Origin of the sequence: Dermacoccus sp. UBA1591 (genome assembly GCF_002322065.1) — a bacterium.
Classification (GTDB): Bacteria; Actinomycetota; Actinomycetes; order Actinomycetales; family Dermatophilaceae; genus Dermacoccus; species Dermacoccus nishinomiyaensis.
The window spans coordinates 1-24723 of record NZ_DCNR01000089.1; the positions used below are offsets into that span (position 1 = coordinate 1).

The following is a 24723-nucleotide window of genomic DNA, read 5'->3' on the forward strand; positions in this document are numbered from 1 at the left end:
CCTCATTCGTGAAGAGCCGCGAAAGGGGACAGGATTCGCCGACGGGGACGAGGATCGCCGGGGGGACGGCGAAGCCTCCCGGGCGCTCGGGTGAGCACGCGGGAGGCTTCGTGACCGACGACGGCCAGTGACGATCGGCCGGGATCGCCACGTCGTGGGGGAGACGCACCCTGCTGGGCTTCATCGAGTCTGCCCCGCCCAAGCGGAACCTGCTGGCGCACGCCCCGCCGAAGCGGAACCTACTCATGCAGGCACCGAGGCGGCGAGCGTCTCCGTGATGGGCTCAGGCGCCGAGGCGCTCCTTGAGACCGTCGAGCTCGACCTGCAGCTGCACGGGCAGCTGGTCGCCGAACTTCGCGAACCATTCCTCGATCTGCGGGATCTCGGCCTTCCACTCCTCGACGTCGACGGCGAGCGCCTTCTCGAGCTGCGCGTCCGTCAGGCCGAGGCCGTCGACGTCGAGCGACTCGGGCGTCGGGACGTGGCCGATGGGCGTCTCGACCGCGGCGGCCTTGCCCTCGATGCGCTCGATGACCCACTTGAGGACGCGGCTGTTCTCGCCGAAGCCCGGCCACAGGAAGCCGCCGTCCTCGTCACGACGGAACCAGTTGACGTAGAAGATCGCCGGCAGCTTGGATGCGTCGGCGTCCTTGCCCACGTTGACCCAGTGCTGGAAGTAGTCGCCGGCGTTGTAGCCGATGAACGGCAGCATCGCCATCGGGTCGCGGCGCACGACGCCCACCGCGCCGGTCGCGGCGGCCGTCGTCTCGGACGACAGCGTCGCGCCCATGAAGGTGCCGTGCAGCCAGTCGCGGGCCTCGGTGACGAGCGGAACCGTCGTCTTGCGGCGGCCACCGAACAGGATCGCCGAGATCGGCACGCCCTGCGGGTCGTTGTACTCGTCGGCCAGGATGTCGCACTGGTCGATCGGCGTGCAGTAGCGGCTGTTCGGGTGGCTCGACAGCTCGCCCGACTCGGGCGTCCAGTCGTTGCCCTTCCAGTCCGTCGCGTGAGCCGGCGTGTTCTCCAGCTCCTCCCACCACACGTCGCCGTCGTCGGTCAGGGCGACGTTCGTGAAGACGCTGTTGCCCTTGTTGATCGCGGCCATCGCGTTCGGGTTCGTGTGCTCGTTCGTGCCCGGCGCGACGCCGAAGAATCCGAACTCGGGGTTGACGGCGTAGAGGCGGCCGTCCTCACCGAAACGCATCCAGGCGATGTCGTCGCCGAGCGTCTCGACCTTCCAGCCCGGGATGGTCGGCTTCAGCATCGCGAGGTTCGTCTTGCCGCAGGCGCTCGGGAAGGCCGCCGCGACGTAGTAGACCTTGTTCTCCGGGGAGATCAGCTTGAGGATGAGCATGTGCTCGGCGAGCCAGCCCTCGTCACGCGCCATGACGGACGCGATGCGCAACGAGTAGCACTTCTTGCCCAGCAGCGCGTTGCCGCCGTAACCCGAGCCGAAGCTCCAGATCGTGCGCTCCTCGGGGAACTGCACGATGTACTTCTCCTCGTTGCACGGCCACGCGACGTCCTTCTGGCCGTCGGCGAGCGGCGCGCCGAGCGAGTGCAGCGCGGGGACGTACTTGGCGTTCTCGCCGAGCTCCTCGATGCGCTTCAGGATCTTCGTGCCGCAGCGCGCCATGACGCGCATCGACGCGACGACGTACTCCGAGTCGGTGATCTCGACGCCGAACATCGGGTTCTCGGCCTCGAGGTGACCCATGACGAAGGGGATGACGTACATCGTGCGGCCCTTCATGCAGCCCTTGTACAGGCCACGCATGAGGTCCTTCATCTCGTTCGGGTCCATCCAGTTGTTGGTGGGCCCGGCGTCCTTCTCGTCGACGGAGCAGATGTACGTGCGGTCCTCGACGCGCGCGACGTCCTGCGGCGAGCTCGCGGCGTAGAACGAGTTCGGCTTCTTCTCCTCGTTGAGGCGCGTGAACGTGCCCTGCTCGACGAGCTTGTCGGTGATCTGCTTCCACTCCTCATCCGATCCAGTCACCCACTGGATGCGGTCGGGGGTGGTCATCTCGGCGACCTCCGCAACCCAGGCCGCGAGGCCCTCGTGCGTCGTGCCGCCTTCGGTGGGAACGCCGGCCTTCGGCATGTCCATCGTCGTCATGTGGATCGGCCATCCTTAGTGTGCGATCGGGCCCGAGCGGGATCTCCGCGCGTGCCGTCCTGATCGCTGTCGTCGGTCACCCCGGCCGCGGACGTTTCGTGGCTGGCCACGATTGTTTTCCGCTGCACGAATGGGGACTCTTCGAACGTACGGGTATCTCGACGTCAAGATAAAATGGGCGATCGAACCAAGCTTGTGAGCTGAGTCACAAATGCATGGTGACCTGTTGGGTTTCAGTGTCGAATGTCGAAAGTGACGACGAACTCGCCGTTAACTCAACATTTCCACCCACGACGGTGACCTGTGGCACGGGTTGTTGGCGGGTTCGTTCGGAGGCGTTCGGAACGCTGCGCGGACGCTGAGTGCGAAACTCCCAAGCTTGGGCGTCGGAGGCCCGGGGGGTGGCGAGGCGGCTGCGAAACCCCCCAGCTCGGGCGTTTCGACGGTCACAACCCGCCGAGGTCTTCCAGGCCCTGTGGATAACTTTCGGCATGGTCGCACCGAACCAGCGAGCCTGGAGGCATGACGACATCTCGACCCGCAGCTGAAACGTCGTCCGAACGTCGCGCGTCCCGCCGAGCGGTAGCCGAGCGGCGACGCGCCGCGTTGAACGGATTGGGTCCGTCGCCCTTCACCTCGCGGGAGGCGCTCGTGGCGGGTTTGAGTCGGAGCGACCTCGCCTCCGATGACGTCCGTCGCCTCTTCCGCGGCTCTCCCTCGTCGACGCCGTCGTTCTCGCCGATGCCGTCCTGCGCCTGAGGTCGGTGGATGCAGTGCGAGCTCGTGCTGCATGGGCGGAGTCGCTCGGGACGCGGCCCGGGCGCGGGCGGGATCTCGTGCGGCTCGTCGATGGGGCAGCAGAGTCGGCGATGGAGACGCGGCTGCGCGTGTTGCTCATCCTTGCGGGGCTGCCGCGACCGGTGGCGCAGGTCGAGGTGATGGCCGGCGGGCGTCGTCGTCGGCTCGATCTCGCGTACCCCGAGCTGAAGATCGCGATCGAGTACGACGGCGATCATCACTACACCACCGAGGCGCAGAAGCACGCGGACATCGAGCGAGAAGCGGCGTTGCGCGCCGAGGGGTGGGAGGTCGTCCGCGTCGTGTCGCACGGGAAGTCGCGCAGTGCGCTCGGGCATGGTGTGGCGGTAGTCCGCCAAGGTGAGAAGACCCGGCCCGGCGAAGACCCATGCGCGAGAACGGGCCCACATCGCCTCGTCGGCACCAGCGGCACGCGCGAACACGGCGCGACCCGGTGCGTCGAAGAGGTCCCAGGCGTAGAGCAGGTCGACCGCGGGGTCACCCACACCGAGCCCGCCGAAGTCGATGACCCCGGCCAGCGCGCCGCGAGCGTCGACGAGCACGTTCTCGGGCGACAGGTCGGTGTGCACCCAGGCCCCGGCCTTCGGCGCGGGGCCGACCTCGCGCAGCCGCTTCCACGCCAGGCGCACCTGAGCCGGGTCGAAGAGATCGCTCAGCTCATCGGCTGCTTCCTCGACCCAGCCGTCAGTGGTGTCGTTCACCGGCTCCCCACAGCGGTAGCCCCAGCGCTCGGCGCCGCCCACTTCGCCGCAGGTGTCGAGCGCGTGGAGCTCTGCGGTGAACTCGCCGAGCGTGGTGGCAAGCGCTTGCTGCATCGGCGCCTCAAGATCTCTGGGCGTGCGGCCTTCGAGCCATGTGACGACGGCCCATCGGCGCGGAAACACCGCACTTGGGCGCCCGGTGAACTCGATTCGGGGGATCGGTGTTCTCACGGCAGCTCCGAGCATCGGCAGCCACGTCACCTCCTTGGCGAGGTCGTCGGCGTAGGCATCGGAGCGTGGCAGCCGAAGCGCGAGGTGCTCCCCGATCCGGAAGACCCAGTTGCTGCTGCCGGACGTCTTGCTCGGGCGCACCTCGAGCGTCGAAAGGTGAGGTGCCTGTTCACGCAAGAGTCGGGCAGCGTCGGCAGCGTCGGGCTCAGAACTCATCATGTCGGGAGTTTTGCAGCCGACTCGGCGAGCGGCGACTCATTACCTCCCAACATTGGGAGTTCTAAAGCCAACTCGGTGAGCGGCGACGCATTTTCTCCCGATGCTGGGAGATGAGCGCCGGCATCACACGCGAGAGAGCACCAGCGTGATCTCGTGGCGGTTGTGCTGCAACTGTCGCGCGAAGGTGATGTCGTACGCCTTCGTCAGCATCGTCATCGCCTCGTCGGCCTGCTTGACGGGGTTGTTCGTGCCGAGCTTCAACGTCACGATCGCGCTGCCGCCGGGACGCAGCATGTCGGACGCCTCGAGCATCGTGTGCGCCGAAAGCTGCGGCGGCATGCGCATGTCGTTGACGATGAGGTCGACGCGCTCGCCGTGCTTCGCGACGAACTCGCCCGCCGTCGTCTTGTGATGCTCGACGCCGCCGAGGTTCATGACGCGCTCGTCGATGTCGGCCGGGTCGACGGCGTGCACCTGCGAGAAACCGTGCGAGCGCAGGATGCGCGTCCAGCCCCCGGGGCTCGCGCCGAGGTCGACGGCGACGTCTCCGCGCGGCACGTCGATGAGACCGAAGAGTTCTTCGAGCTTGAACTCGGCGCGGCTGACCTGCTCCTTGCGCGCGGCGAGGCGGATGCGCCCGCCGGCCCAGTCGGACAGGCCGAGGTGGGTCGGCGTCACCCCCGTCGTCAGACGATCCTCACCGAGGCAGAGCGACAGCGTGTGCTCGGCGCCGCCGGGGACGACGCGGACACCTTCGTCCATGAGCATCTCGAGCAGGGGGCGACGCACCTTGCCCGGCGCCCAGGGCGCCTGCCCCGAATCCCAGGTGTGCAGCGACACGGCGTCACCGGCCCGATATCGGCCCGCCTCGGTCAGCGCTTCGAGGCGCGTCGTCATCGCGTCGAGGGCCCACTCGGCGATCTCCTCGACGTCGTCGTGCCGATGCGCCTTCGTCGGCGTGTGCGCCTCGACGTTCGCGAGGTACTTGCAGAACCTGAGGTAACCGCTCGTCGCGAGGTCGTGGATCCGTTCGAGGCCGCCGTCCTTCAACTGCACGAGCCCGGCGTCCTCGCCGACGCGCGTCACCTTCTCGATGTCGAGCTCACGGCGCAGCTCGACGACGGCGAAACGGTAGTAGTCGGGCGTGGTGGAGAACAGCACAGGAAGCTCGATCACCCGGTCAGTCTAGTGGCGAACGACATGACCCCCATCGCGCGTCGGCGGCCGTCGGCCACAACCGAACCTCCTGCACCGGCGACGTCACGAACCCCCACCCATCAGGCAGGTGGGGGTTCGTCAGGGTGCCGAGGTGAGGGTCAGTGTTCGTGGCCCTCGAGGCGTGCTTCCTCGGCGTCGAAGGCGTCGGGGTCGATCCTGTTCCGCACGAAGAACCACCCGATGACAAGGACGATCGCAACGATGGGGGAGGCGACGCAGACCGTCAGGAAGCCCTTGTTGTCACTGGTCGCCAGGAGCACGACGACGGCGACGAGAAACAGCAGCGCGAAGATGTCGCTCGCGGGGGAGGCCCACAGGCGGAACGCGGGCCGCGGGGCGCCGCCACGCTTCGACTTCACGACGAACGCGAGGTGGCTCAGCATGATGAGGCACCACACCGCGATGATGCACACCGACACGAAGTTGAGCGCGATCTCGAACGCCTCGCTCGGCCACAGATAGTTGATGACCACGCCGACAGCGCCGAGTGCAGCCGTCGCGATGATGCCGGCGGCGGGCACGGCGCGTCCGCTCATGACGCCGAGGAAGCGCGGCGCCGAACCGGAGACGGCCATCGACCGCATGACACGTCCCGTCGAGTACAGGCCCGAGTTCATCGACGATGCCGCGGCCGTGATGACGATGACGTTCATGACGTCCCCCGCGTGTGGCACGCCGGCTTGCGCCAGGGCGGTGACGAACGGCGACGTCGTCGACGAATACTCATCGGTGGGCAGCAGCAGCGTCAGCAGCACGAGAGAACCGAGGTAGAAGACGATGATGCGCCACAGCACCGAGTTGACGGCGCGCGGCATGACCTCGAGCGGGTTCTCGGCCTCACCGGCGGCGACGCCGACGAGCTCCATCGACGAGTAGGCGAAGATGACGCCCTGCATGAGCATGAACATCGGCGCGAGACCGTGCGGGAAGAACCCGCCGTGGTTGGTGATGTTGTGGAGCCCGGGTGCGGAACCACCGACGTGGTGGCCGGAGACGATGAAGTAGATCGCGAGGGCCATGAACCCCAGCAGGGCGGTGACCTTGATGATGGAGAACCAGAACTCCATCTCACCGAACAGCTTCACCCCGACGAGGTTGATCGCGACGGTCACGACGAGGGCGATGGCTGCGATGACCCACTGAGGGACGTGCTCGCTGAAGAAGCCCCAGTAGTGGAAGTACAGGGCGATCGCGGTGCAGTCGACGACGATCGTCGTCGCCCAGTGGATGAAGTGCATCCAACCGGCGGTGTAGGCAGCCTTCTCGCCGATGAACTCCCGGCTGTAGCTGACGAACGCGCCCGAGCTCGGGCGGTGCACGACCATCTCGCCGAGGGCGCGCACGACGATCATCGCGACGACACCGCAGATGGCGTACGAGATGAGCAGGGACGGCCCGCCCTTCTCGAGGCGGCCACCGGCACCGAGGAACAGTCCGGTGCCGATGGCGCCACCGATGCCGATCATCTGGATGTGCCGGTTCTTCAGGTTCTTCGCATAGCCGTGGTCACCGGCGTCGGCCGGGCGTCCCGCGGTGGGCGCCGGGTTGTTCTGGGTGTCGGCGGAGGTCGACATCGCTCCCTTTCACGTCGAGGCCGGGTGCGGCCTGGGCACGCACACACTAGGGGAGGCGTGCGGCGTCGTCGCACGCAGGGCCGTCATCGCCGTGAGCGATCCGGTCACGAGGAGGCGTCTGGAGTGCACAGACGTGACGGCGCCCCACCCGGCCGGGTGGGGCGCCGTCACGTCGGGCATTCGATCGTCAGGACATGCGTGACGCTTCGTCGTCGAACGCTTCGGAGTTGATGCGGCCGCGCACGAGGAACCAGCCGCCGACCATGAGCGCCGCGAGGACGGGCCCGCCGATGTAGACGGCCTTGGCGGCCTTCGGGTCGTCGCCGAACATGATGAGCAGCAGCACGGCCGCCATGAACAGCAGGCCGAAGATGTTGAGGAACGGCGCGCCCTTGAGCTTGAAGTCGGGTCGCTCCAGCTCGCCGCGCTTGGCCTTGCGCACCATCATGAGGTGGCTGATGAGGATGATCGACCACACGCCGATGATGCCGAGCGTCGCGAGCTCGAGGACCATCTCGAACGCGTCCGACGGCCACGCGTAGTTGATGCCGACGCCGATGAGGCCGAACGCGAACGTCGTGAAGATGCCCCAGTAGGGCACCTGCGTCTTGCTCATCTTCGCGAGGTAGCGCGGCGCGGTGCCGGCCATCGCCATCGAGCGCAGCACACGGCCGGTCGAGTACAGGCCGGAGTTCATCGAGCTCGCGACGGCGGAGATCAGCACGACGCTCATGATGTCGGCCATGTGGACGCCGCCGATGTGGAACCCGACGCGGTCGAGCACGGTGACGAACGGCGACTCGCCCTTCTTGTACTGGTCGGTCGGCAGCAGCAGCGTCATCAGGGTGATCGTGCCGATGTAGAACACGAGGATGCGCCACACGACGGCGCGCGCCGCCTTCGGCATGACCTCGCGCGGGTTCTCCGTCTCGCCGGCGGCGACGCCGATGAGTTCCATCGACGCGTACGCGAAGATGACGCCGGACATCAGCATGAACATCGGCGACACGCCGTTCGGGAAGAAACCGCTGTCGGTGATGTTGTGCAGGCCGGCCGTGGCGTGCTGACCGTCCGACGACAGATCCTTGCTCGTCACGATGAAGAAGATCGAGACGAACATGAACGCGATGATCGTGACGACCTTGATGATGGAGAACCAGAACTCCATCTCGCCGAACCACTTCACGCCGATGAGGTTGATGACGAGCACGATCGTGAGAGCCAGCAGCGCCAGAGCCCACTGCGGCAGCGCGTCGGAGATCGGTTTCCAGAAGATGAGGAACCCGGCGATGGCCGTCGAGTCGGCGATGACGGTGAAGCCCCAGTTGATGAAGTGGAACCACCCGGCGGCATAGGCCGCCTTCTCGCCGATGAACTCGCGACTGTAGGAGACGAAGGCGCCCGAGCTCGGGCGGTGCAGCACCATCTCACCGAGCGCACGCACGACGATCATCGCGACGGCGCCGCAGATGGCGTAGCTGAAGATCAGGGACGGGCCGGCCTCGTGCAGGCGCCCCGCGGAGCCGAGGAAGAGGCCGGAGCCGATGGCGCCGCCGATGCCGATCATCTGGATGTGGCGGTTCTTCAGGTGCTTGGCGTACCCGGTGTCACCGGCGTCGCGGGAATGCGGGGCGTCGGCGGGGCCGTTCGCGCCGGGAGCCGCGGACCCGGAGGTGGGCGCAGGCTCAGAGAGGAGGGAGGACATCGAGGGATGCCTTACTGCTCGAGGGCCGTAGCCCAGGCCACATGACTGGCACACTCTAGGCCACCGATGTGACCGCGTGCACACACGTGTCCGCTCTGAGATGACGCCATCGACGCGTGATGCCCCGCCTACGAACGTAGACGGGGCATCAGACGTGATGAGCGGAGGCTCACACCATGGCGTTGTCCTCGGAGTCGAACGCTTCGGCGTTGATCCGATTGCGGACGAGGAACCAACCGCCGATCATGAGAGCGGCCACGACCGGGCCCATGATGAGGACGACCTTCTGCAGCACGCCACCCTGCGTCGCCATCAGGACCAGGATGAAGCCGAGGAAGCCCAGCGCGACGATGTTGAGGAAGGGCGCGCCCTTGAGCTGGAAGTCGGGTCGCTGCATCTCACCGCGCTTCGCCTTGCGCACCATCATCATGTGAGAGATGAGGATCATGGCCCACACGCCGATGATGCCGAGGACGGCGACCTCCAGGACGATCTCGAAGGCATCCGAGGGCCACGCATAGTTGATGGCCACACCGATGAGACCGAAGGCAGCCGTCGTCGCGATCGCGGCCCACGGCACCTGGTGCTTGCTCATCTTGCGCAGGTAACGCGGCGCCGTGCCCGCCTCGGCCATCGAGCGCAGCACGCGCCCGGTGGAGTAGAGGCCGGAGTTCATCGAGCTGGCGACCGCCGTCACGAGGACCACGGTCATGATGTCGGCCATCTTCACGCCGCCGATGTGGAAGCCGATGCGGTCGAAGACCGTCACGAAGGGCGAGGTGTCCGCCTGGTAGGCGGTGTGCGGCAGGAGCAGCGAGAACAGCGTGATCGTGCCGACGTAGAAGATCAGGATGCGCCACAGGACGGAGCGCACGGCCTTCGGCATGACCTCGCGCGGGTTCTCCGTCTCGCCGGCGGCCACACCGATGAGTTCCATGGCGGCGTAGGCGAAGATGACGCCGGACATCAGGGTCCACATGTGGCTCGGCCCGTTCGGGAACATCCCGCCGTGATCGGTGATGTTGCGCAGGCCTGCGGTATCAGGGCCCAGCTGGTGCGACGTCGCGATGAAGTAGATCGCGACCACCATGAAGACCACGAGCATGGCGACCTTGATGATGGAGAACCAGAACTCGACCTCGCCGAACAGCTTGACGCCGATGAGGTTGATGGCGAGAACGATCGCCAGCGCGATGAGGGCGAGCGCCCACTTCGGCAAGGCGTCGGACACCGGCTTCCAGAAGTACAGGAACGTCGCGATCGCCGTTGCGTCCGCGATGAGAGTGAAGGCCCAGTTCAGGAAGTGGAACCAGCCCGCTGCGTACGCCCCCTTCTCTCCGATGAACTCGCGACTGTAGGAGACGAAGGCACCCGAACTCGGGCGGTGCAGCACCATCTCACCGAGCGCACGCACGACGATCATCGCGACGGCGCCGCAGATGGCGTAGCTGAAGATCAGGGACGGGCCGGCTTCGTTGAGACGCCCCGCGGAGCCGAGGAAGAGGCCGGAGCCGATGGCGCCGCCGATGCCGATCATCTGGATGTGGCGGTTCTTCAGGTGCTTGGCGTACCCGGTGTCACCGGAGTCGCGCGAATCGGACGCGGCCGAATTCTTCAGCGCGTCAGGAGTCGAGGACATACGTTGCCTTTCATGAACAGGAGGACACCTCGGCCTCGCGCGGGGACGCACGTCGCCGGTCAGGTGTGCCGCTCAGCACTGTAGGCCAGCGAGGTGACACCCCTCGCGCCCCATTGTTACGGGAGTGTTGAGGGGGCCTGTGAATGTCGCGTGGGTGACGCGGTCTGACGCTGCGGGGCGGCCTGGGCGAGCGCTCTGGACGCGACGCAACCGAGACCGCATCGTGACGATCGGCCGTCGACGCTGCGCTCGTACCCGGGGGGAGCCTGCAGGGTTGGACCGGGCGGACATACGACACGGGGCGCATCCTCGTCGTGAGGATGCGCCCCGTGACCAAGTAGGCAACGCTTCGGGCAATCAGCCCTTGAAGGCGTCCTTGATCTTCTCGCCGGCCTGCTTGAGGTTGGCGCCCATCTGGTCGCCCTTGCCCTCGGCCTCGAGACCCTGATCGTCGCTCGCCTTGCCGAAGGCCTCCTTGGCCTGGCCGAGCTTCTCGTCCTTGGCGTTGTCGAACTTGTCATCGATACCCATGACATGGACTCCTTTCTCTGGACAACAGTTGCCTCGACCCTACGCCGCTTTCCGGAGCGTGGCTAGAGGGTTTTCTGGGAGCTCAGTGCGAGGCGTTCTCCTGCCCAGCGCGAGCGCAGCATGCGGTCGTGGCTCGCGGCGACGACGGCGCCCGGGTAGTCGTCGAGAGCCCGTTCGACGTCCTCGGCGAGCAGCAGCGAGAAGTGGTTGGTCGGTTCGTCGAGCAGCAGCGCGTCCGGCGGCAACGCGAGCAGACACGCCAGATCGAGACGACGACGCTGCCCGACGCTGAGGTCGGCCAACGCACGGTTCTCGTCGCGTCCGGCGATGAGGCCGAACGTCGCGAGCGGGCGTCGCGCTGCCAGGTCGTCACCGACACGGGCACGGTAGGCGTCGAGGACGGTTGTGTCGGGCTCGAGGTGCGGGGCGTCGACGTCAGGGCCGCCAGAGGGCTGACGGTCGAACGCGAGCGGTGCCGTGTCCTGGCCGAGCAATCCGACGCTGACGCGGCGCTCGCGATGCACTGACCCCGTGACGGGCTCCAACTCGCCGGCGAGGACGCGCAGCAGCGTCGACTTGCCGCACCCATTCGGCCCCTCGACGAGGAGGCGCTCGCCGGCGGACACCGTCAGGCTCGTCGGCTCCAGACGCGCCGGAACGCTGACGGCGGACGCCGCGAGCAGCGGCCCGCCGGGAAGTTCGGACGGGCGTGAGGCCGCCGCGAGGGAACGCTCGGTGTTGAACCGCAACGTGGCCGGGGGTTTGCGCACCTGCGTCTTCTCGAGTCGCTCCAGCGCCGTGCGCGAATCGTTGACGCGGCGCGCGACGACGGTGGCGTTCTTGTCCGAGTAGAACTTCTTCGCCCCGCGCGCCTCGGTGCGGGGCCCTCGTTCGGGGCGCCCGACGGTGTGGTCTTCCCTCATCTTCGCGCGCAGCCGTTTGAGTTCGGCCTGCTCGTCCTCGTACTGGCGCGCCCAGCGTTCGTGCTCGTCGTGGCGAGCGAGGACGTAGTCGGAGAACGTGCCCGTGAAACGCGTGACGCCGTGGGCGGCGCCGGCGTCCGAGGCATCGGAGATGCGGGCGGCGACCCGGTGCGGCAGGGGCCGCGGGTCGAGGTCGATGAGGTCGGTGACGCTCTCGTCGAGGAAGGCACGATCGTGGCTCGCGAGCAGCACCGGGCCGGGCCACGTCAGGAGCATCGATGTGAGCAGCTGCGCGCCACGATCGTCGAGGTGGTTGGTCGGTTCGTCGAGCAGCAGCGTCTGCGGACGGCGGATGAGCATCCACGCCAAGGAGAAGCGGGCGAGCTGGCCGCCGGAGACCTCGTTCATCGGCGTGTCACGCGCGATTGCGCCGATGCCGAGGCCGTCGACGAGTCCGTCGATCGTGTGCTCGACGTTCCACGCATCGGCTCGCTCCGCCGCGGCGAGGGCCGCGTCGAGTTCGGTTGCGGCGAGCGCGTCCTCGGCGTTTCGCGCGAGACGCTCGCCCGCGACCTCGACCGCTCGCGCCAGAGCGTGGATCGGCTCAGCGGCGTCGTCGAGCACGTGCTGCGCCGTCAGCGTCAGGGCGAACGGCGCCTGTTGATGATGCAGACCGACGCTGCCGGGCGCGGTGATGCTGCCCGCATCCGGGCGCTCGAGGCCGGCGACGAGGCGCAGCAGCGTCGACTTGCCCGTGCCGTTCTCGCCGATGAGGGCGGCGCGTTCGCCCCCCGCGACGCTGAAGGAGATGTTCGTCAGGACGCGACGGTCGGGGTAGCTCTTCGACACGCCGTCGACGCGCAGGTGGCTGCCGGACGAGCCGCCGGCCGAGGGCAAGGACGATGAATACACAGGCCTCCTGGAGTGGTGGGAACACCCTCACGCTAGGCGGCGTGGCGGGGTGGCGTCACCCGATTTTCAGCGGGCTGGGCGGTCCGTCAGCCAGTTGGCCCGGCGACCTGACGCCCCGACGACGCGACGCCCCGACGACCCAGCGGGCACTCGTCAGCGGGGGCGACATGTCATGTGCCGTCGGGCAGGCGCCCCGCGCTCGTCACTCGGAGGGGCGGGGCTCGTCGATGTCCGCGGCGCCCGTGCCGCTCTCGCGCAGGTGCGTGTCGAGGCTGACGCGTTCGTCGAACACGAAGCACTCGCCGCGCCAGTCGACGTCGGCGTCCGGCATCTGCGCGAAGTAGTTGAGGATGCCGCCCTGAAGCTGGAAGACCTCGAGACCCAGATCCTGCATCCACGGGCTCGACTTCTCGCAGCGGATGCCGCCCGTGCAGTACATCGCGACCTTCGTCCCGCTCTCACGCCACGCAGGCGCGTGCGCCTCGACGTAGTCGGCGAAGTCGCGGAAGTTCTCGACGCCCGGGTCGATCGCCCCCTCGAAGTGGCCGACGCCGAACTCGAAGCTGTTGCGATTGTCGAGGACGATCACGTCGTCGCGCCGGATCAGCTCGCGCCATCGCTGCGGCGCGACGTCGGTGGCACGCACGTCCTCCATGCGGTTCGGCATGTCGAGCCCGTCGACGCCCAGCGGCACGATCTCGCGCTTCGCCTTGACCATCATGCGGCGAAACGGCGGACGTGTGAACGCGGTGCGCTTGGTGACGATGCCGTCGAACAGGGCCCGCGTGACGGCGTCGGCGCTCGCTGCCGCGCGGAAGGCGTCGACCTGTTCGGGCGCTCCGGCGAGCATGCCGTTGACGCCCTCGCTCGCGATGAGGACCGACCCCGTCAAACCCTCGCGCGCAGCGCACAGCTCGCGCACCCGCACGACGGCGGCGTCGACGTCGGGCACCGCGACGAACCGATAGAACGCGATGTGATCGCCACTCGACGGGAGGGCGGACGGAGCGGGAGAGGTCATGGGTGCGAGATCGTCGGAGGGAGCGCCGGGCATGGCGGCATTCTCTCAGCTTCTTCGAACCTGACGGCAGGCGAACGCATGGGCTCGCCTTGTAGTGCACATAGCTTCATCACAGCCGCGGCGGTCAGCGTGCATCCGTCGGGCCACGAACGGTCGAGGCCCACGGATGAAGGAGTCAACCATGGCGAAGAACGGTCGTAAGATCGCCGCCGGCGTCGGCGCAGTGAGCACCCTCGCGGTCTCGGGGGCGGCGCTCGCGAGCTCGCAGACGGTGAGCACCGGCACCTCCACCCCGAACACCACGACGCAGCAGGGCAGCGCCGCCGGCCAGGACGGGCACGGCATGCGCGGCATGCACGACAAGCTGGTCGCGGGGACCGCGGCGACGAACGTCAAGAATGCGGTGAAGGCGAAGGACGCGTCGATCACCGTCAAGGGCGTGCGTCAGGCGCCGGACGGTTCGTACCGCGCGTTCGGCACGAGGTCCGGCAAGCGCGTCATGGTCGAGGTGAGCAAGGACCTCAAGGCGGTCACCGTCCGCACCGGCCGGGGTCACGGCCACCACGGTCACCACCGCGGCACCGAGGTGACGGGTACCGCCCTGACCGGCGTCAAGAACGCCGTCAAGGCGAAGGACTCGGGCGTCACCGTCGAGAAGGTCTACAAGGAGAGCGACGGCACCTACCACGCGTTCGACACGAAGGCGGGTGCGCACGTGCGGATCGACGTCAGCATGGATCTCAAGACCGTGACTGTGACGGCCGGCAAGCCCGGCGGGCCGGGCGGGCATGACGGACCCCGCCACGATGGCGCGCCGAGCGGCCAGACGCAGGGTGGTTCGGGTTCGACGAGTTCGTCGACCACGGCGCCCACCTTGTCGAGCACGAGCGCGCAGGCTGCCTGATCAGTCGCGTCACGTGGCGCTGCCCGAGTCAGTCCTGACTGACTCGGGCAGCATCATGTGGCTCAGGCGGCGGACGGCTGACGCGATGCGCGCCGCGGGCTATTCAGTCTTCGTCGGCGTTGGCCGTCGGGTCGTCGGCGGCGAGGTCGAGCAGGCGCGGTTCGTCCCAGGCCACGAATCGCCAGGCGCCCGGCCGACCCTCGAGCGTCAGGACGGTCGTGTTGGGGATCCGACGCTGACGCACCTCCCGCGGCGTGAGGTTCTCGCACTGCGACGTCACCCATAGCCGCAGCACCGCGCCATGACTGACGACGGCGAGCGTCGCATCGTCGTCGAGCCCGTCCAGGGAGCGTTCGAGTGCCTCGGTGAACCGTTCGAGCGTCTCCGCGCCGGCGGGGCCACCCGGGATGCGCGCCTCGAGGTCACCGGTGGCCCACGCGTAGGCCGTGTCGAGGTAGATGTCGGCGGCTTCGTGCGTCGTCGCCATCTCGAGATCACCGGCGAAGATCTCACCGAAGCCGGCGTCCTGCGTCAGCGTCAGCCCGCGTTCGGCGGTGAGCGGTCCGGCCGTGAGACGCGCTCGATCGTGGGCGGACGCGACGACTCGATCGATGCGGCGATCGGCGAGGCGCGGCACGAGGTCGTCGGCCTGCGCGTGGCCGAGTTCGGTGAGCCCGGCGCCGGGCAGCGCGGTATCCAGCGCACCGATGACGTTGTTGGGGGTCTGGCCGTGGCGGATGAGCAGGAGGGTGGTCACCCGCTCATCCAATCAGCCGGGGGTGAACATCACCTGATCACGCACGAGCGTGCCCATCCACCGCGCCACCGGCTTCAAGGTCGCCCTGACGACCGGTTTCACCCGCGACGTCGCCGACATGGTGCTCGATGGGGTGGGCTGGCGCGTCGGGCCGCTCGAGGACGGCGGGATGGTCGATGCGCTCGTCACGGCCGACGAGGTGGCGGCGGGGCGTCCCGCGCCGTACATGATCTTCCGGGCGATGGAACGTGCCGGCGTCGTCGACGTCCGAAGGGTCGTAGTCGCGGGCGACACGGGTGCCGATCTCGTCGCGGGTACCCGCAGCGGGGCGGGTCTCGTCGCGGGGGTGCTCTCGGGTTCCGTCTCGCGCGAGACGCTTGAGGCGAGCCCGCACACGCACGTCCTGCCGTCGGTCGTCGAGGTGCTGCAGGAGGCCTGCCCGCAGTGATCTGCGCGACGGCGCGGCAAGAGCTCGAGGCGAGCGAATCTCGCCGCCCGGCAACGTGATCGGCGCTCCGGGCGGCGCCTGACGGTTGGGTTGTCGGCTCTCGGGTCTAGACTTGGACGCAGAACGATCACGCATGCGACGAAAGGGGAGCTCAATGGGTCTGTCACCCCTCGAGTGGCCCGTCCTGCGTCAGGTGCGATCGAAGGATTTCCTCGGTCGCGGCCCGGCAGTGACGAGTGAGAAGACTCGAACGCTCGAACCGCGCACGACGACGGCCGACCGCGTCGTGCAGTCGGTCTGCCCCTATTGCGCCGTCGGCTGCGGCCAGCGCGTGTTCGTCAAGGACGAGAAGGTCGTCGGGATCGAAGGCGATAAAGATTCGCCGATCTCGCGCGGCCGCCTGTGCCCGAAGGGGGCAGCGAGCGAGCAGCTCGTCAACAACCCCTCACGCGTCAAGCAGGTGCTCTACCGCAAGCCGGGTGGCACCGATTGGGAGCCGATCGAGCGCGACAAGGCCATTGACATGGTCGTCGACCGGTTCATCGCCAGCCGCCGCAACGGATGGCAGGAGACGGACGACAAAGGCAACCGCCTGCGTCGCACCATGGGAATCGCCTCGTTGGGTGGAGCAACGCTCGACAACGAGGAGAACTACCTCATCAAGAAGCTGTTCACCGCCGCGGGCGCCATACAGATCGAGAACCAGGCGCGTATTTGACACAGCGCCACGGTTCCCAGTCTGGGAGCCTCGTTCGGGCGTGGTGGAGCCACCAATCCACTGCAGGACATGGCGAACGCCGACCTCATCCTCATCGAGGGGTCGAACATGGCCGAGTGCCACCCGGTGGGTTTCCAGTGGGTGACGGAGGCCAAGGCGCGTGGCGCGAAGGTCATCCACATCGACCCTCGCTTCACGAGGACGTCCGCCGTGGCCGACAAGCACATCCCCATCCGTGGCGGAAGTGACATCGTCTTCCTCGGCGCGCTGATCAACCACGTGCTGACGACCGAGACGTACTTCCACGACTACGTCGTCGCGTACACGAACGCCGCGACGATCGTCAGCGACGACTTCGTCGACACCGAGGATCTCGACGGCCTGTTCTCCGGGTACGACCCGACCACGGGCCAGTACGACCAGAGTTCGTGGCAGTACAAGACGCCGCCCGGCAAACCGGATCAGGGCACCTCGAGTGACGAGAAGAGCGGTTCCTCGGGCCACCAGGCGAGCGGTGGCGCCGAGACGCACGGCTCGGGTGGCCCGACGCTCGCGCACTCGGCCGTGATGCGCGACGAGACGCTCACCGATCCGATGTGCGTGCTGCAGATCATGAAGCGGCACTACGCGCGCTACACACCGGAGATGGTCGAAGAGGTGTGCGGCGTCTCCAAGGAGGACTTCGCACTCGTCGCCCGCGAGGTCGTCGCCAACTCTGGTCGCGAGCGCACGACGATGTTCGCCTACGCCGTCGGTTGGACCCAGCACGTCGGCGGGGCCCAGATGATTCGCACCGCGGCGATCCTGCAGTTGCTCATGGGTAACGTCGGGCGTCCTGGCGCCGGCATCATGGCGCTGCGCGGACACGCGACGATTCAGGGATCGACCGACATTCCCACACTGTTCAACCTGCTGCCGGGCTACCTTCCGATGCCGCGGGTCTCCGACCACGAAACGCTCGAGGATTACATCGACTCGATCGTGTCGAAGGACGCCAAGGGGTACTGGGCGAATGCCGACAAGTACGCCGTGTCGCTGTTAAAGGCCTGGTACGGCGAGAACGCGACAAGTGCGAACAACTTCGGGCTCGACTACATGCCGCGTCTGTCCGGCGCGCACGGGACGTACCAGACGGTCATGGGCATGATCGAGAACCAGGTCGAGGGTTATTTCGTGCTCGGGCAGAACCCGGCCGTCGGCTCGGCCAACGCCCGTATGCAACGTGAGGGCCTACGCCACCTCAAGTGGCTCGTCGTGCGCGACTTCCAGCTCATCGAGACCGCGACGTTCTGGAAGGACGCGCCGGAGATCGCCTCCGGGGAGTGGAGGAGTGAGGACATCGACACCGAGGTCTTCTTCTTCCCCGCGGCGACGCACGTCGAGAAGGCCGGTACGTTCACCCAGACCCAACGCCTCGTGCAGTGGCGTCACAAGGCGGTCAACCCGCCGGGCGACGCGCAGAGCGAGCTCGACTTCTTCCACGAGGTCGGGGTGCGCATCCGTGCCAGGCTGGCCGATTCGAGCGACCCCATCGACGAGCCACTCAAGGCGATCACGTGGGATTACCCCAAGGACGAGCACGGCGAGGTCATCGCCGAATCGGTCATGGCCGAGATCAACGGAACCGACGCGGAGGGCAAGCCCCTCGCGACGTACGCGGATCTCAAGGCTGACGGTTCGACGACGTCGGGATGCTGGATCTACGCCGGCATCTACAAGGACGGGGTCAATCAGGCCGCGCGGCGCAAGCCTGGGTACGAGCAGGACGAGACGGCCGCCGAATGGGCGTGGGCGTGGCCCGCGAACCGCCGCACGCTCTACAACCGCGCCTCCGCGGACCGTGAGGGCAAGCCGTGGAGCGAGCGCAAGAAGCTCATCTGGTGGGACGAGGAGAAGGGGCAGTGGGTCGGCAAGGACAACCCCGACTTCCCGCTCAAGACCGCCCCGTCCTACCGTCCGAAGGAGGGTGTGGGTGGGCCCGACGGCCTCGCCGGCGACGATCCGTTCATCATGATGGCGGACGGCAAGGGCTGGCTCTACGCGCCGCTCGGTCTCGTCGACGGCCCGATGCCGACGCACTACGAGGCGGCGGAATCGCCGATGCGCAACCCGCTCTACAGCCAGCAGTCCAACCCGACACGGGTGACGTTCCGTCGTAAGGACAACCTCAACGCGCCGAGCGAGGGCATGCCGGGTGGCGACGTGTACCCGTACGTGTTCCAGATCGGGCGCCTGACGGAGCATCACACGGCCGGCGGCATGAGCCGTTGGTTGCCGTACCTGTCGGAGCTGCAGCCGTCGATGTTCATCGAGGTCTCACCCGATCTCGCGGCCGAGAAGGGCCTCGAGAACGGCGACTGGGCGACCGTCGTGTCGGCTCGCGCGGCGATCGAGGCGCGCGTGCTCGTCACCGACCGCATGGTGCCGCTCAAGATCGGTGGTCGCATGGTGCACCAGATCGGCATGCCGTACCACTGGGGCAGCGCGAAGTCCGCTGAGGTGCATGGTGATTCGGCCAACGACCTGCTCGGCGTGGTGCTCGATCGCAACACCCAGATCCAGGAGGGCAAGATGGGCATGTGCGACATCCGCCCGGGCCGCCGTCCACAGGATCGGGACGAGTACGAGCAGCTCGTCAGTGAGTACCAGAGCCGCGCCGGCGTCACCGTCGAGACGGGCAACGAGATCTGCCAGGAGTGTGACTGATGAGCCTGGTGACCGAGTACATCCGTTCGCAGTTCGCGGGTGGAGGTGACCCGTCGAAGCAGGCGGGTTGGGGCACCCCGGAGGCGACGACGCTGACGGGTGGTGCGCCCAACGACGTCCTCGCCGAACGCATGGGCTTCTTCACCGACACCTCGATCTGCATCGGCTGCAAGGCCTGCGAGGTCGCGTGCAAGGAGTGGAACCGCAACCCCGAGGACGGGTACGAGTTCACCGGCTACTCCTACGACAACACGGGTGAGCTGGGTGCCGACACGTGGCGTCACGTCGCGTTCGTCGAGCAGTCGGGCGAGCAGATCGCGCGGGCCCGTGAGTCGGGGCGCAAGCTCGTCGACCTCGGCATGCCGACGCTGCGGTCGGCCTCCGGCGCCGGTGCAGACGCTGCGGGCGGCTCGGGCGAAGCGTCGCACCTCGCCGACCTGCCGGATGACGCCGCGCGCGCCATCCGCGTCGCCGGTGGGCACACCGACTACGCGACCGACGCACCGTCAGCGCTCGACCCGGGCGCCCCGGCGCTCGACGTCGAACGGGCGCAGGTGACGGACGAATTGGCGGGGGTCAACGTGCTCGACATCGTCGCGACCGACAACGGCGTCATGCCGACGGCGCTGCACGAGGCTCAGGATTTCCGGTGGCTCATGGCGTCCGACGTCTGCAAGCACTGCACGCACGCCGGGTGTCTCGACAACTGCCCGACTGGCGCGCTGTTCCGCACCGAGTTCGGCACGGTCGTCGTGCAGGCCGACGTGTGCAACGGCTGCGGCTACTGCGTCGGCGGGTGTCCGTTCGGCGTCATCGAACGGCGTGAGAAGACGGCGACCGTCAATCACGGCAACGCGCAGAAGTGCACGCTGTGCTACGACCGATTGAAGGAAGGCCAGACGCCCGCGTGCGCGCAGACGTGCCCCACGACGTCGATCAAGTTCGGCACGCATGCGGAGATGGTCGCGATCGCGGAGGAGCGCGTCGCGCAGCTGCACGCGCAGGGCATGACGGAGGCGCGCCTCTACGGCGCGAACCTCGACGACGGCGTCGGCGGCACCGGTTCGGTCTTCCTCCTGCTCGACGATCCCGAGGTGTACGGACTGCCACCGGACCCGGTGGCGCCGTCGAAGACCTTGCCGGAGTCGTACAAGCGGATGGCGATGGCGGCCGGCGGAATGATGGCCGCAGCAGCGCTGGCGTTCGTCGGAGGTGGTGTGGCGTGAGCGTGAATTCCCTTGATGCGTATCGGGATCCTGAACCCGAGGGTGGGCGGCGCCGTCGCGGCGGGCGTGGCGGCAAGCGTCGCCGTCCGACCGACTGGCTGAACGGTCGCGAGGGCCGCGGTGAGCGCGCGCTCGTGCCGGACGTCGAGTTCCAGAGCTACTACGGGCGTGGCGTCATCAAGCCCGTGCCGTGGGAATGGCCGATCCCGACGTACCTGTTCTTCGGTGGCCTCGCGGGCGGTTCTCAGCTGCTCGCGACCGGCGCGTACCTGACGGGCAACGAACCCCTGCAGCGCGTGACGCGCCTGACGACGGCCGTTGCGGTCGCCGTCTCGGGTGCGTCGCTCATCGGCGACCTGGGTCGCCCGGAGCGCTTCTACAACATGATGCGCGTGGCGAAGCTCAGTTCGCCGATGTCGGTGGGCACGTGGATCCTCTCCGGTTTCAGCGGCGGTGCGATGCCGCTCGCGGCCCTCGAGGTGCTGCGGATGCTGCCGCTCAAGCGAAGCGGCACCGTGACGGGTCTGGTCGGCGCGCTCGATCGCGTGGCCGGGGCTGCAGGCGAGGTCGCGTCGGCGTCCTCGCTCGAGGTGCCGGGGTCGCGGTGGTTGCGGCGGCAGTCGCGTGCTGCGGGTCGTCGTGACGCCGGGTTGCGCGTCAACGGGGCACTCGTCGGCGTCGAGAAGATGCTCGGCGTCACCGAACCGGGATTCGTCGCGCTCGGTGCGTCGATGGCGGCGCCGCTGGCGACGTACACGGCGGTGCTGCTGTCGAACACGTCGACGCCGACGTGGCACGAGTCGCGGCTGTACCTGCCGTTTGTGTTCGGCGGTTCAGCATCGGCCGCGGCGAGCGGCAACGCGATGATGTGGACGCCAGTCGAGAAGGCTGGCCCCGCCCGGGCGCTAGCGCTCATCGGGTCGGCCGTCGACCTCGGCGTGCTCAATCGTCTCGAGAAGCACCTCGACGCCGAGGGCGTCGGCGAGCCGCTGCACCACGGTACTGCCGGCAAGCTCAACAAGGCGAGCATGGCGCTCAACGTCGCCGGGTTCGTCGGGACGGCGCTGTTCGCGCGACGCTCGCGCGTGGCGTCCGTCGTCTCCGGGGCCTGCTTCGTCGCAGGCTCGGTGTGCACACGCTTCGCGGTGTTCGAAGCCGGCATGGAATCGGCGAAGGACCCGAAGTACACGATGGGGCCGCAGCGCCGCCGCCTCGACGCGCGTGGCGGGACGGAGAACATCACGACAGGCCCGCGGCTGGCCTCGGCGGATGACGCCCCCCGCACCGCGGATGGGCGCCGACCGCTGCCTGGCCCGGACGGCAAGCCCGTCAACCTCTGAGCGCTCGCGTGTCTGGCGGGTCGGCTCGTCGGCTGGCCGGGTCTGTACACGAGAAATGCGCATCTGCACCGGGATCGTGACTGCTGATACCCGTGCAGATGCGCATTTCTCGTGCAGCTGTGCTGTTCGAGTCAGCGCACGCTGATGCCGGGGGCGCCGCCGTCGAGGGGGAGGGTGCGGCCGATCACGGGCGCGCCGGGCACCTCGCCGATGACGAGGAGGCCGCCGGACGTCTGAGCGTCCGCGAGCAGCAGCAGTTCGTCTTCGCCGATCCCGTCGGCTGCGGTGATGTGCTCACGCACCCAGTCGAGGTTGCGACGCGTGCCGCCGGAGACGTAACCCTCGGCTGCGGCGTCGCGGGCGCCTTCGATGTACGGCACGGCAGCGGAGTCGATCTCGGCGCGAACGCCCGAGGCGCGGCACATCTTCCACAGGTGGCCGAGCAGACCGAAACCGGTGACGTCTGTCGCCGCCTTGACACCCGCCGCGACGGCGGCGATCGACGCGTCGCGGTTGAGCGTCGTCATCACCTCGATGGCCTGCGGGAAAACCTCGCCCGTCGACTTGTGCTTGTTGTTGAGCACACCGACGCCGAGCGGCTTCGTCAGGGAGATGGGCAGGCCCGCCTCGGCGGCGTCGTTGCGCATGAGCTTGCCCGGGTCGGCGATGCCGGTGACGGCCATGCCGAACTTGGGCTCCGGATCGTCGATCGAATGGCCGCCGATGACGGGGCAGTTCGCCTGCGCACCGACGTCGGCGCCGCCTCGGAGCACCTCGGCCATGATGTCGAGGCCGAGCACGTCGCGCGGCCAGCCGACGAGGTTGATGGCGACGACGGGGGTGCCGCCCATCGCGTAGATGTCGCTGAGCGCGTTCGCGGCCGCGATGCGACCGAAGTCGTACGCGTCGTCGACGACAGGGGTGAAGAAGTCAGCCGTCGAGAGCACCGCCTGCTCGCCGACGCGCACGGCGGCTGCGTCGTCACCGTCGTCGAGGCCGACGATGACACTCGGATTCGGCTGCCCCACGAGGTGCTTCACCGCCTCCTCGAGCTCGCCGGGCGGGATCTTGCACGCGCACCCGCCACCATGGGCGTACTGCGTCAGACGAATCGATTCCATGCATCCGACCCTACGCCGTACCCCTGACAACGACCCCGACGGGTACGCCGCGCGGACCCCGCCCGCCCATCGCCCCGGCGCACCCACGACTCCAGCGCCCCTATGATTGACACGCACCAAGGGAGGCGTCCGGGTTCCTGGTGGGCCCCCCGGTCTTCAAAACCGGTGAAACCGAGCATCTCGGTTTGGCAGGTTCGATTCCTGTCCGCCTCCGCAAGTCTCAGGGCCCCGCGAGCTGGCGGGGCTTCTCGCATGTGTCGTCATTGGCCCGTCTTCCGGCCGCGTGGGCTCGCCGCCGCGGCTCGGAGCGACGTGCCACGGAGGGTCACTCGAGCCATGAGTGCGCCGGAGCGGCGAAGGGCGTGAAAACCGTTGCTGCGCAGGATTGTCAGACCTGCCCGATAGGTTGGGGCGCATCAGCACTCGACCTGGAGGAACGATGGCCACGAGCGACGACCCACGTCGACGCATCCCGCGCACCGACGAGCTCCTCGCACGCTTCGCCGACGAGGTAGGCGCGCTCGGACGCGACGCTGTGAAGCGCGCCATCGTCTCTGCCCAGGCCGACGTCCGCGCGGGCACCATCAGCCCCGACGGCATCGACGCGGCCATCGCATTGCGCCTGCCCGAGTCGGCCACCACCCTGCGAGCGATCCTCAACGCAACGGGCGTCGTCGTGCACACCAACATCGGGCGCGCGCCTCTCAGCGACGCCGCGGTCGAGGCGCTCGGTCGCGCTGCGGGGTACGTCGACGTCGAGTTCGACCCCGTCACTGCCACGCGCGCCAAGCGCGGCCGCGCAACGCTCGACGCGCTCCAGGAGCGGGTGCCGGACGCGGGCGGCGCACTGGTCGTCAACAACGGCGCGGCGGCACTGCTGCTCGCCTGCCTCGCGATCGCCGGGGACACGGACGTCCTCGTCAGCCGCGGCGAACTCATCGAGATAGGCGACGGCTTCCGTCTGCCCGAGTTGCTGCAGTCGGCCGGGGCCCGGCTCGTCGAGGTAGGCATGACGAATCGCACGCATCTGCGCGACTACGAGAACGCCATCGTCGACGCCGAACGTCACGGCCGCCGGGTGGGCGCCGTGCTCAAGATCCACACGAGCAACTATCGCGTCGAAGGGTTCGCCGGGGTGCCAGGCGTGCGCGATCTCGCGGCGCTCGGCGTCCCCGTCATCGCGGACGTCGGCAGCGGCCTGCTCGCCCCCGAACGGGTGCTGCCCGACGAGCCCGACGCGACGAGCTGGCTGCGCGATGGCGCGACGGTCGTCACCGCGAGCGGCGACAAGCTACTCGGCGGGCCGCAAGCGGGGCTCGTTCTCGGCGACGCCGACGCCGTGGAACGCGTCCGCCGCCACCCGATGGCCCGCGCGATGCGCGTCGACAAGCTGACGCTCGCCGCTCTCGAAGCCACCCTGCGCGGCCCCGAACCCCCCGTTACCCGCGCCCTGCACGAGACGCGCGACTCGCTCCGTCAGCGCACGACACACCTTGCGGCGGCCATCGCTGACGTCGTTCCGGGCGCCGAGGTCGTCGACGTCATCGGACGCGTCGGTGGGGGAGGCGCGCCTGGTTTTGAGCTGCCGAGCCTCGCCGTCGCCCTGCCGGAGCCCTTCGCGGAGGCGCTACGCCTCGGACGCCCGTGCGTCCTGGCCCGCACCGCGCTTGGACGCTGCCTCGTCGACCTGCGGTGCGTCCCTGCGTCCTCGGACGCCGACGTCGCCGCCGCGATCCGGGCCGTCGCTGTAGGCAACGAATCCGGCACCCCAGCTGACGACGGAGGACGCGCATGACGATGGACGCGCGGCGTGATGCCACGGCCCCGTCGGCGACGACACCGCTCCTCCCCGCCAGGGGCTACGTCGCCGAGCGCAGCGGCGGCGCGG

General features: G+C 68.3%; 17 protein-coding genes and 1 tRNA gene. 7 read left to right on the top strand and 11 right to left on the bottom strand.

Annotation, left to right across the window (positions count from 1 at the left end; genetic code table 11):
- Window positions 1-283: 283 nt before the first annotated feature.
- From B2284_RS09425 to trhO, 9 genes are all read right to left on the bottom strand, one after another.
- Window positions 284-2122: a phosphoenolpyruvate carboxykinase (GTP) gene (locus B2284_RS09425; RefSeq protein WP_038566783.1), complete on the bottom strand. Its 1839-nt coding sequence runs from the start codon at window positions 2120-2122 to the stop codon at window positions 284-286.
- Window positions 2123-2568: 446 nt separating this feature from the next.
- A complete protein-coding gene (locus tag B2284_RS09430) occupies window positions 2569-4092 on the bottom strand; it encodes an aminoglycoside phosphotransferase family protein (RefSeq protein ID WP_237723877.1) in 1524 nt (507 codons plus the stop codon).
- Between the two features lie 123 nt (window positions 4093-4215).
- Window positions 4216-5268, bottom strand: coding sequence for an SAM-dependent methyltransferase (locus B2284_RS09435; protein WP_235006077.1), 1053 nt, complete (start codon window positions 5266-5268; stop codon window positions 4216-4218).
- A gap of 140 nt (window positions 5269-5408) precedes the next feature.
- Window positions 5409-6884 (bottom strand): amino acid permease, encoded by a 1476-nt coding sequence (locus B2284_RS09440; RefSeq protein ID WP_074040599.1) that lies wholly within the window; start codon window positions 6882-6884, stop codon window positions 5409-5411.
- 187 nt (window positions 6885-7071) lie between these two features.
- Window positions 7072-8589 carry an amino acid permease gene (locus tag B2284_RS09445; RefSeq protein ID WP_074040598.1) on the bottom strand — a complete coding sequence of 506 codons (1518 nt, stop codon included), beginning with the start codon at window positions 8587-8589 and terminating at the stop codon, window positions 7072-7074.
- A 169-nt stretch (window positions 8590-8758) separates the two neighbouring features.
- Window positions 8759-10228: an amino acid permease gene (locus B2284_RS09450; protein ID WP_006945676.1), complete on the bottom strand. Its 1470-nt coding sequence runs from the start codon at window positions 10226-10228 to the stop codon at window positions 8759-8761.
- Between the two features lie 357 nt (window positions 10229-10585).
- Window positions 10586-10759: a CsbD family protein gene (locus tag B2284_RS09455; protein ID WP_006945671.1), complete on the bottom strand. Its 174-nt coding sequence runs from the start codon at window positions 10757-10759 to the stop codon at window positions 10586-10588.
- Window positions 10760-10821: 62 nt separating this feature from the next.
- A complete protein-coding gene (locus B2284_RS09460) occupies window positions 10822-12594 on the bottom strand; it encodes an ABC-F family ATP-binding cassette domain-containing protein (protein WP_286697414.1) in 1773 nt (590 codons plus the stop codon).
- Between the two features lie 202 nt (window positions 12595-12796).
- Window positions 12797-13615, bottom strand: coding sequence for an oxygen-dependent tRNA uridine(34) hydroxylase TrhO (gene trhO / locus B2284_RS09465; RefSeq protein ID WP_286697415.1), 819 nt, complete (start codon window positions 13613-13615; stop codon window positions 12797-12799).
- A 181-nt stretch (window positions 13616-13796) separates the two neighbouring features.
- Between trhO and B2284_RS09470 the strand changes: the two genes are divergently transcribed.
- On the top strand, window positions 13797-14519 hold the full coding sequence (locus tag B2284_RS09470) for a hypothetical protein (protein WP_286697416.1): 723 nt from the start codon (window positions 13797-13799) through the stop codon (window positions 14517-14519).
- 103 nt (window positions 14520-14622) lie between these two features.
- On the opposite strand, the gene B2284_RS09475 is transcribed toward B2284_RS09470, so the two are convergent.
- The gene (locus B2284_RS09475; RefSeq protein WP_006945659.1) at window positions 14623-15276 is read right to left on the bottom strand and encodes a histidine phosphatase family protein; all 654 of its coding nucleotides are present in this window, start codon (window positions 15274-15276) and stop codon (window positions 14623-14625) included.
- A 49-nt stretch (window positions 15277-15325) separates the two neighbouring features.
- Here B2284_RS09475 and B2284_RS09480 point away from each other — a divergent pair, with 49 nt between their 5' ends.
- The 4 genes from B2284_RS09480 (at window position 15326) to nrfD (ending at window position 21714) form a co-directional block, all read left to right on the top strand.
- Entirely contained in the window at window positions 15326-15724 is a 399-nt protein-coding gene (locus B2284_RS09480) for an HAD hydrolase-like protein (RefSeq protein WP_006945734.1), read from the top strand.
- A gap of 154 nt (window positions 15725-15878) precedes the next feature.
- Window positions 15879-19148, top strand: coding sequence for a formate dehydrogenase (fdh, locus tag B2284_RS09485; RefSeq protein WP_286697417.1), 3270 nt, complete (start codon window positions 15879-15881; stop codon window positions 19146-19148).
- Window positions 19148-20374, top strand: coding sequence for a 4Fe-4S dicluster domain-containing protein (locus B2284_RS09490; protein ID WP_006945686.1), 1227 nt, complete (start codon window positions 19148-19150; stop codon window positions 20372-20374). The genes fdh and B2284_RS09490 overlap by 1 nt, the downstream gene beginning before the upstream one ends.
- On the top strand, window positions 20371-21714 hold the full coding sequence (nrfD, locus tag B2284_RS09495) for an NrfD/PsrC family molybdoenzyme membrane anchor subunit (RefSeq protein ID WP_006945724.1): 1344 nt from the start codon (window positions 20371-20373) through the stop codon (window positions 21712-21714). Before B2284_RS09490 ends, nrfD begins: the two co-directional genes overlap by 4 nt.
- A gap of 131 nt (window positions 21715-21845) precedes the next feature.
- On the opposite strand, the gene selD is transcribed toward nrfD, so the two are convergent.
- Window positions 21846-22835 carry a selenide, water dikinase SelD gene (gene selD / locus B2284_RS09500; protein ID WP_006945665.1) on the bottom strand — a complete coding sequence of 330 codons (990 nt, stop codon included), beginning with the start codon at window positions 22833-22835 and terminating at the stop codon, window positions 21846-21848.
- A 121-nt stretch (window positions 22836-22956) separates the two neighbouring features.
- Here selD and B2284_RS09505 point away from each other — a divergent pair.
- Both B2284_RS09505 and selA read left to right on the top strand, forming a co-directional pair.
- Window positions 22957-23049: transfer RNA gene (locus B2284_RS09505), tRNA-Sec, on the top strand.
- Window positions 23050-23274: 225 nt separating this feature from the next.
- The gene (gene selA / locus B2284_RS09510; protein ID WP_006945663.1) at window positions 23275-24630 is read left to right on the top strand and encodes an L-seryl-tRNA(Sec) selenium transferase; all 1356 of its coding nucleotides are present in this window, start codon (window positions 23275-23277) and stop codon (window positions 24628-24630) included.
- Window positions 24631-24723: the final 93 nt, after the last annotated feature.

Excerpts from the sequence above, each read along its gene's own strand:
- B2284_RS09425 (WP_038566783.1), bottom strand. The coding sequence starts at position 2,122 with ATGACGACGATGGACATGCCGAAGGCCGGCGTTCCCACCGAAGGCGGC.
- B2284_RS09430 (WP_237723877.1), bottom strand. The coding sequence starts at position 4,092 with ATGATGAGTTCTGAGCCCGACGCTGCCGACGCTGCCCGACTCTTGCGT.
- B2284_RS09440 (WP_074040599.1), bottom strand. The coding sequence starts at position 6,884 with ATGTCGACCTCCGCCGACACCCAGAACAACCCGGCGCCCACCGCGGGA.
- B2284_RS09445 (WP_074040598.1), bottom strand. The coding sequence starts at position 8,589 with ATGTCCTCCCTCCTCTCTGAGCCTGCGCCCACCTCCGGGTCCGCGGCT.
- B2284_RS09450 (WP_006945676.1), bottom strand. The coding sequence starts at position 10,228 with ATGTCCTCGACTCCTGACGCGCTGAAGAATTCGGCCGCGTCCGATTCG.
- B2284_RS09455 (WP_006945671.1), bottom strand. The coding sequence starts at position 10,759 with ATGGGTATCGATGACAAGTTCGACAACGCCAAGGACGAGAAGCTCGGC.
- trhO (WP_286697415.1), bottom strand. The coding sequence starts at position 13,615 with ATGACCTCTCCCGCTCCGTCCGCCCTCCCGTCGAGTGGCGATCACATC.
- B2284_RS09470 (WP_286697416.1), top strand. The coding sequence starts at position 13,797 with ATGGCGAAGAACGGTCGTAAGATCGCCGCCGGCGTCGGCGCAGTGAGC.
- B2284_RS09490 (WP_006945686.1), top strand. The coding sequence starts at position 19,148 with ATGAGCCTGGTGACCGAGTACATCCGTTCGCAGTTCGCGGGTGGAGGT.
- selD (WP_006945665.1), bottom strand. The coding sequence starts at position 22,835 with ATGGAATCGATTCGTCTGACGCAGTACGCCCATGGTGGCGGGTGCGCG.
- selA (WP_006945663.1), top strand. The coding sequence starts at position 23,275 with ATGGCCACGAGCGACGACCCACGTCGACGCATCCCGCGCACCGACGAG.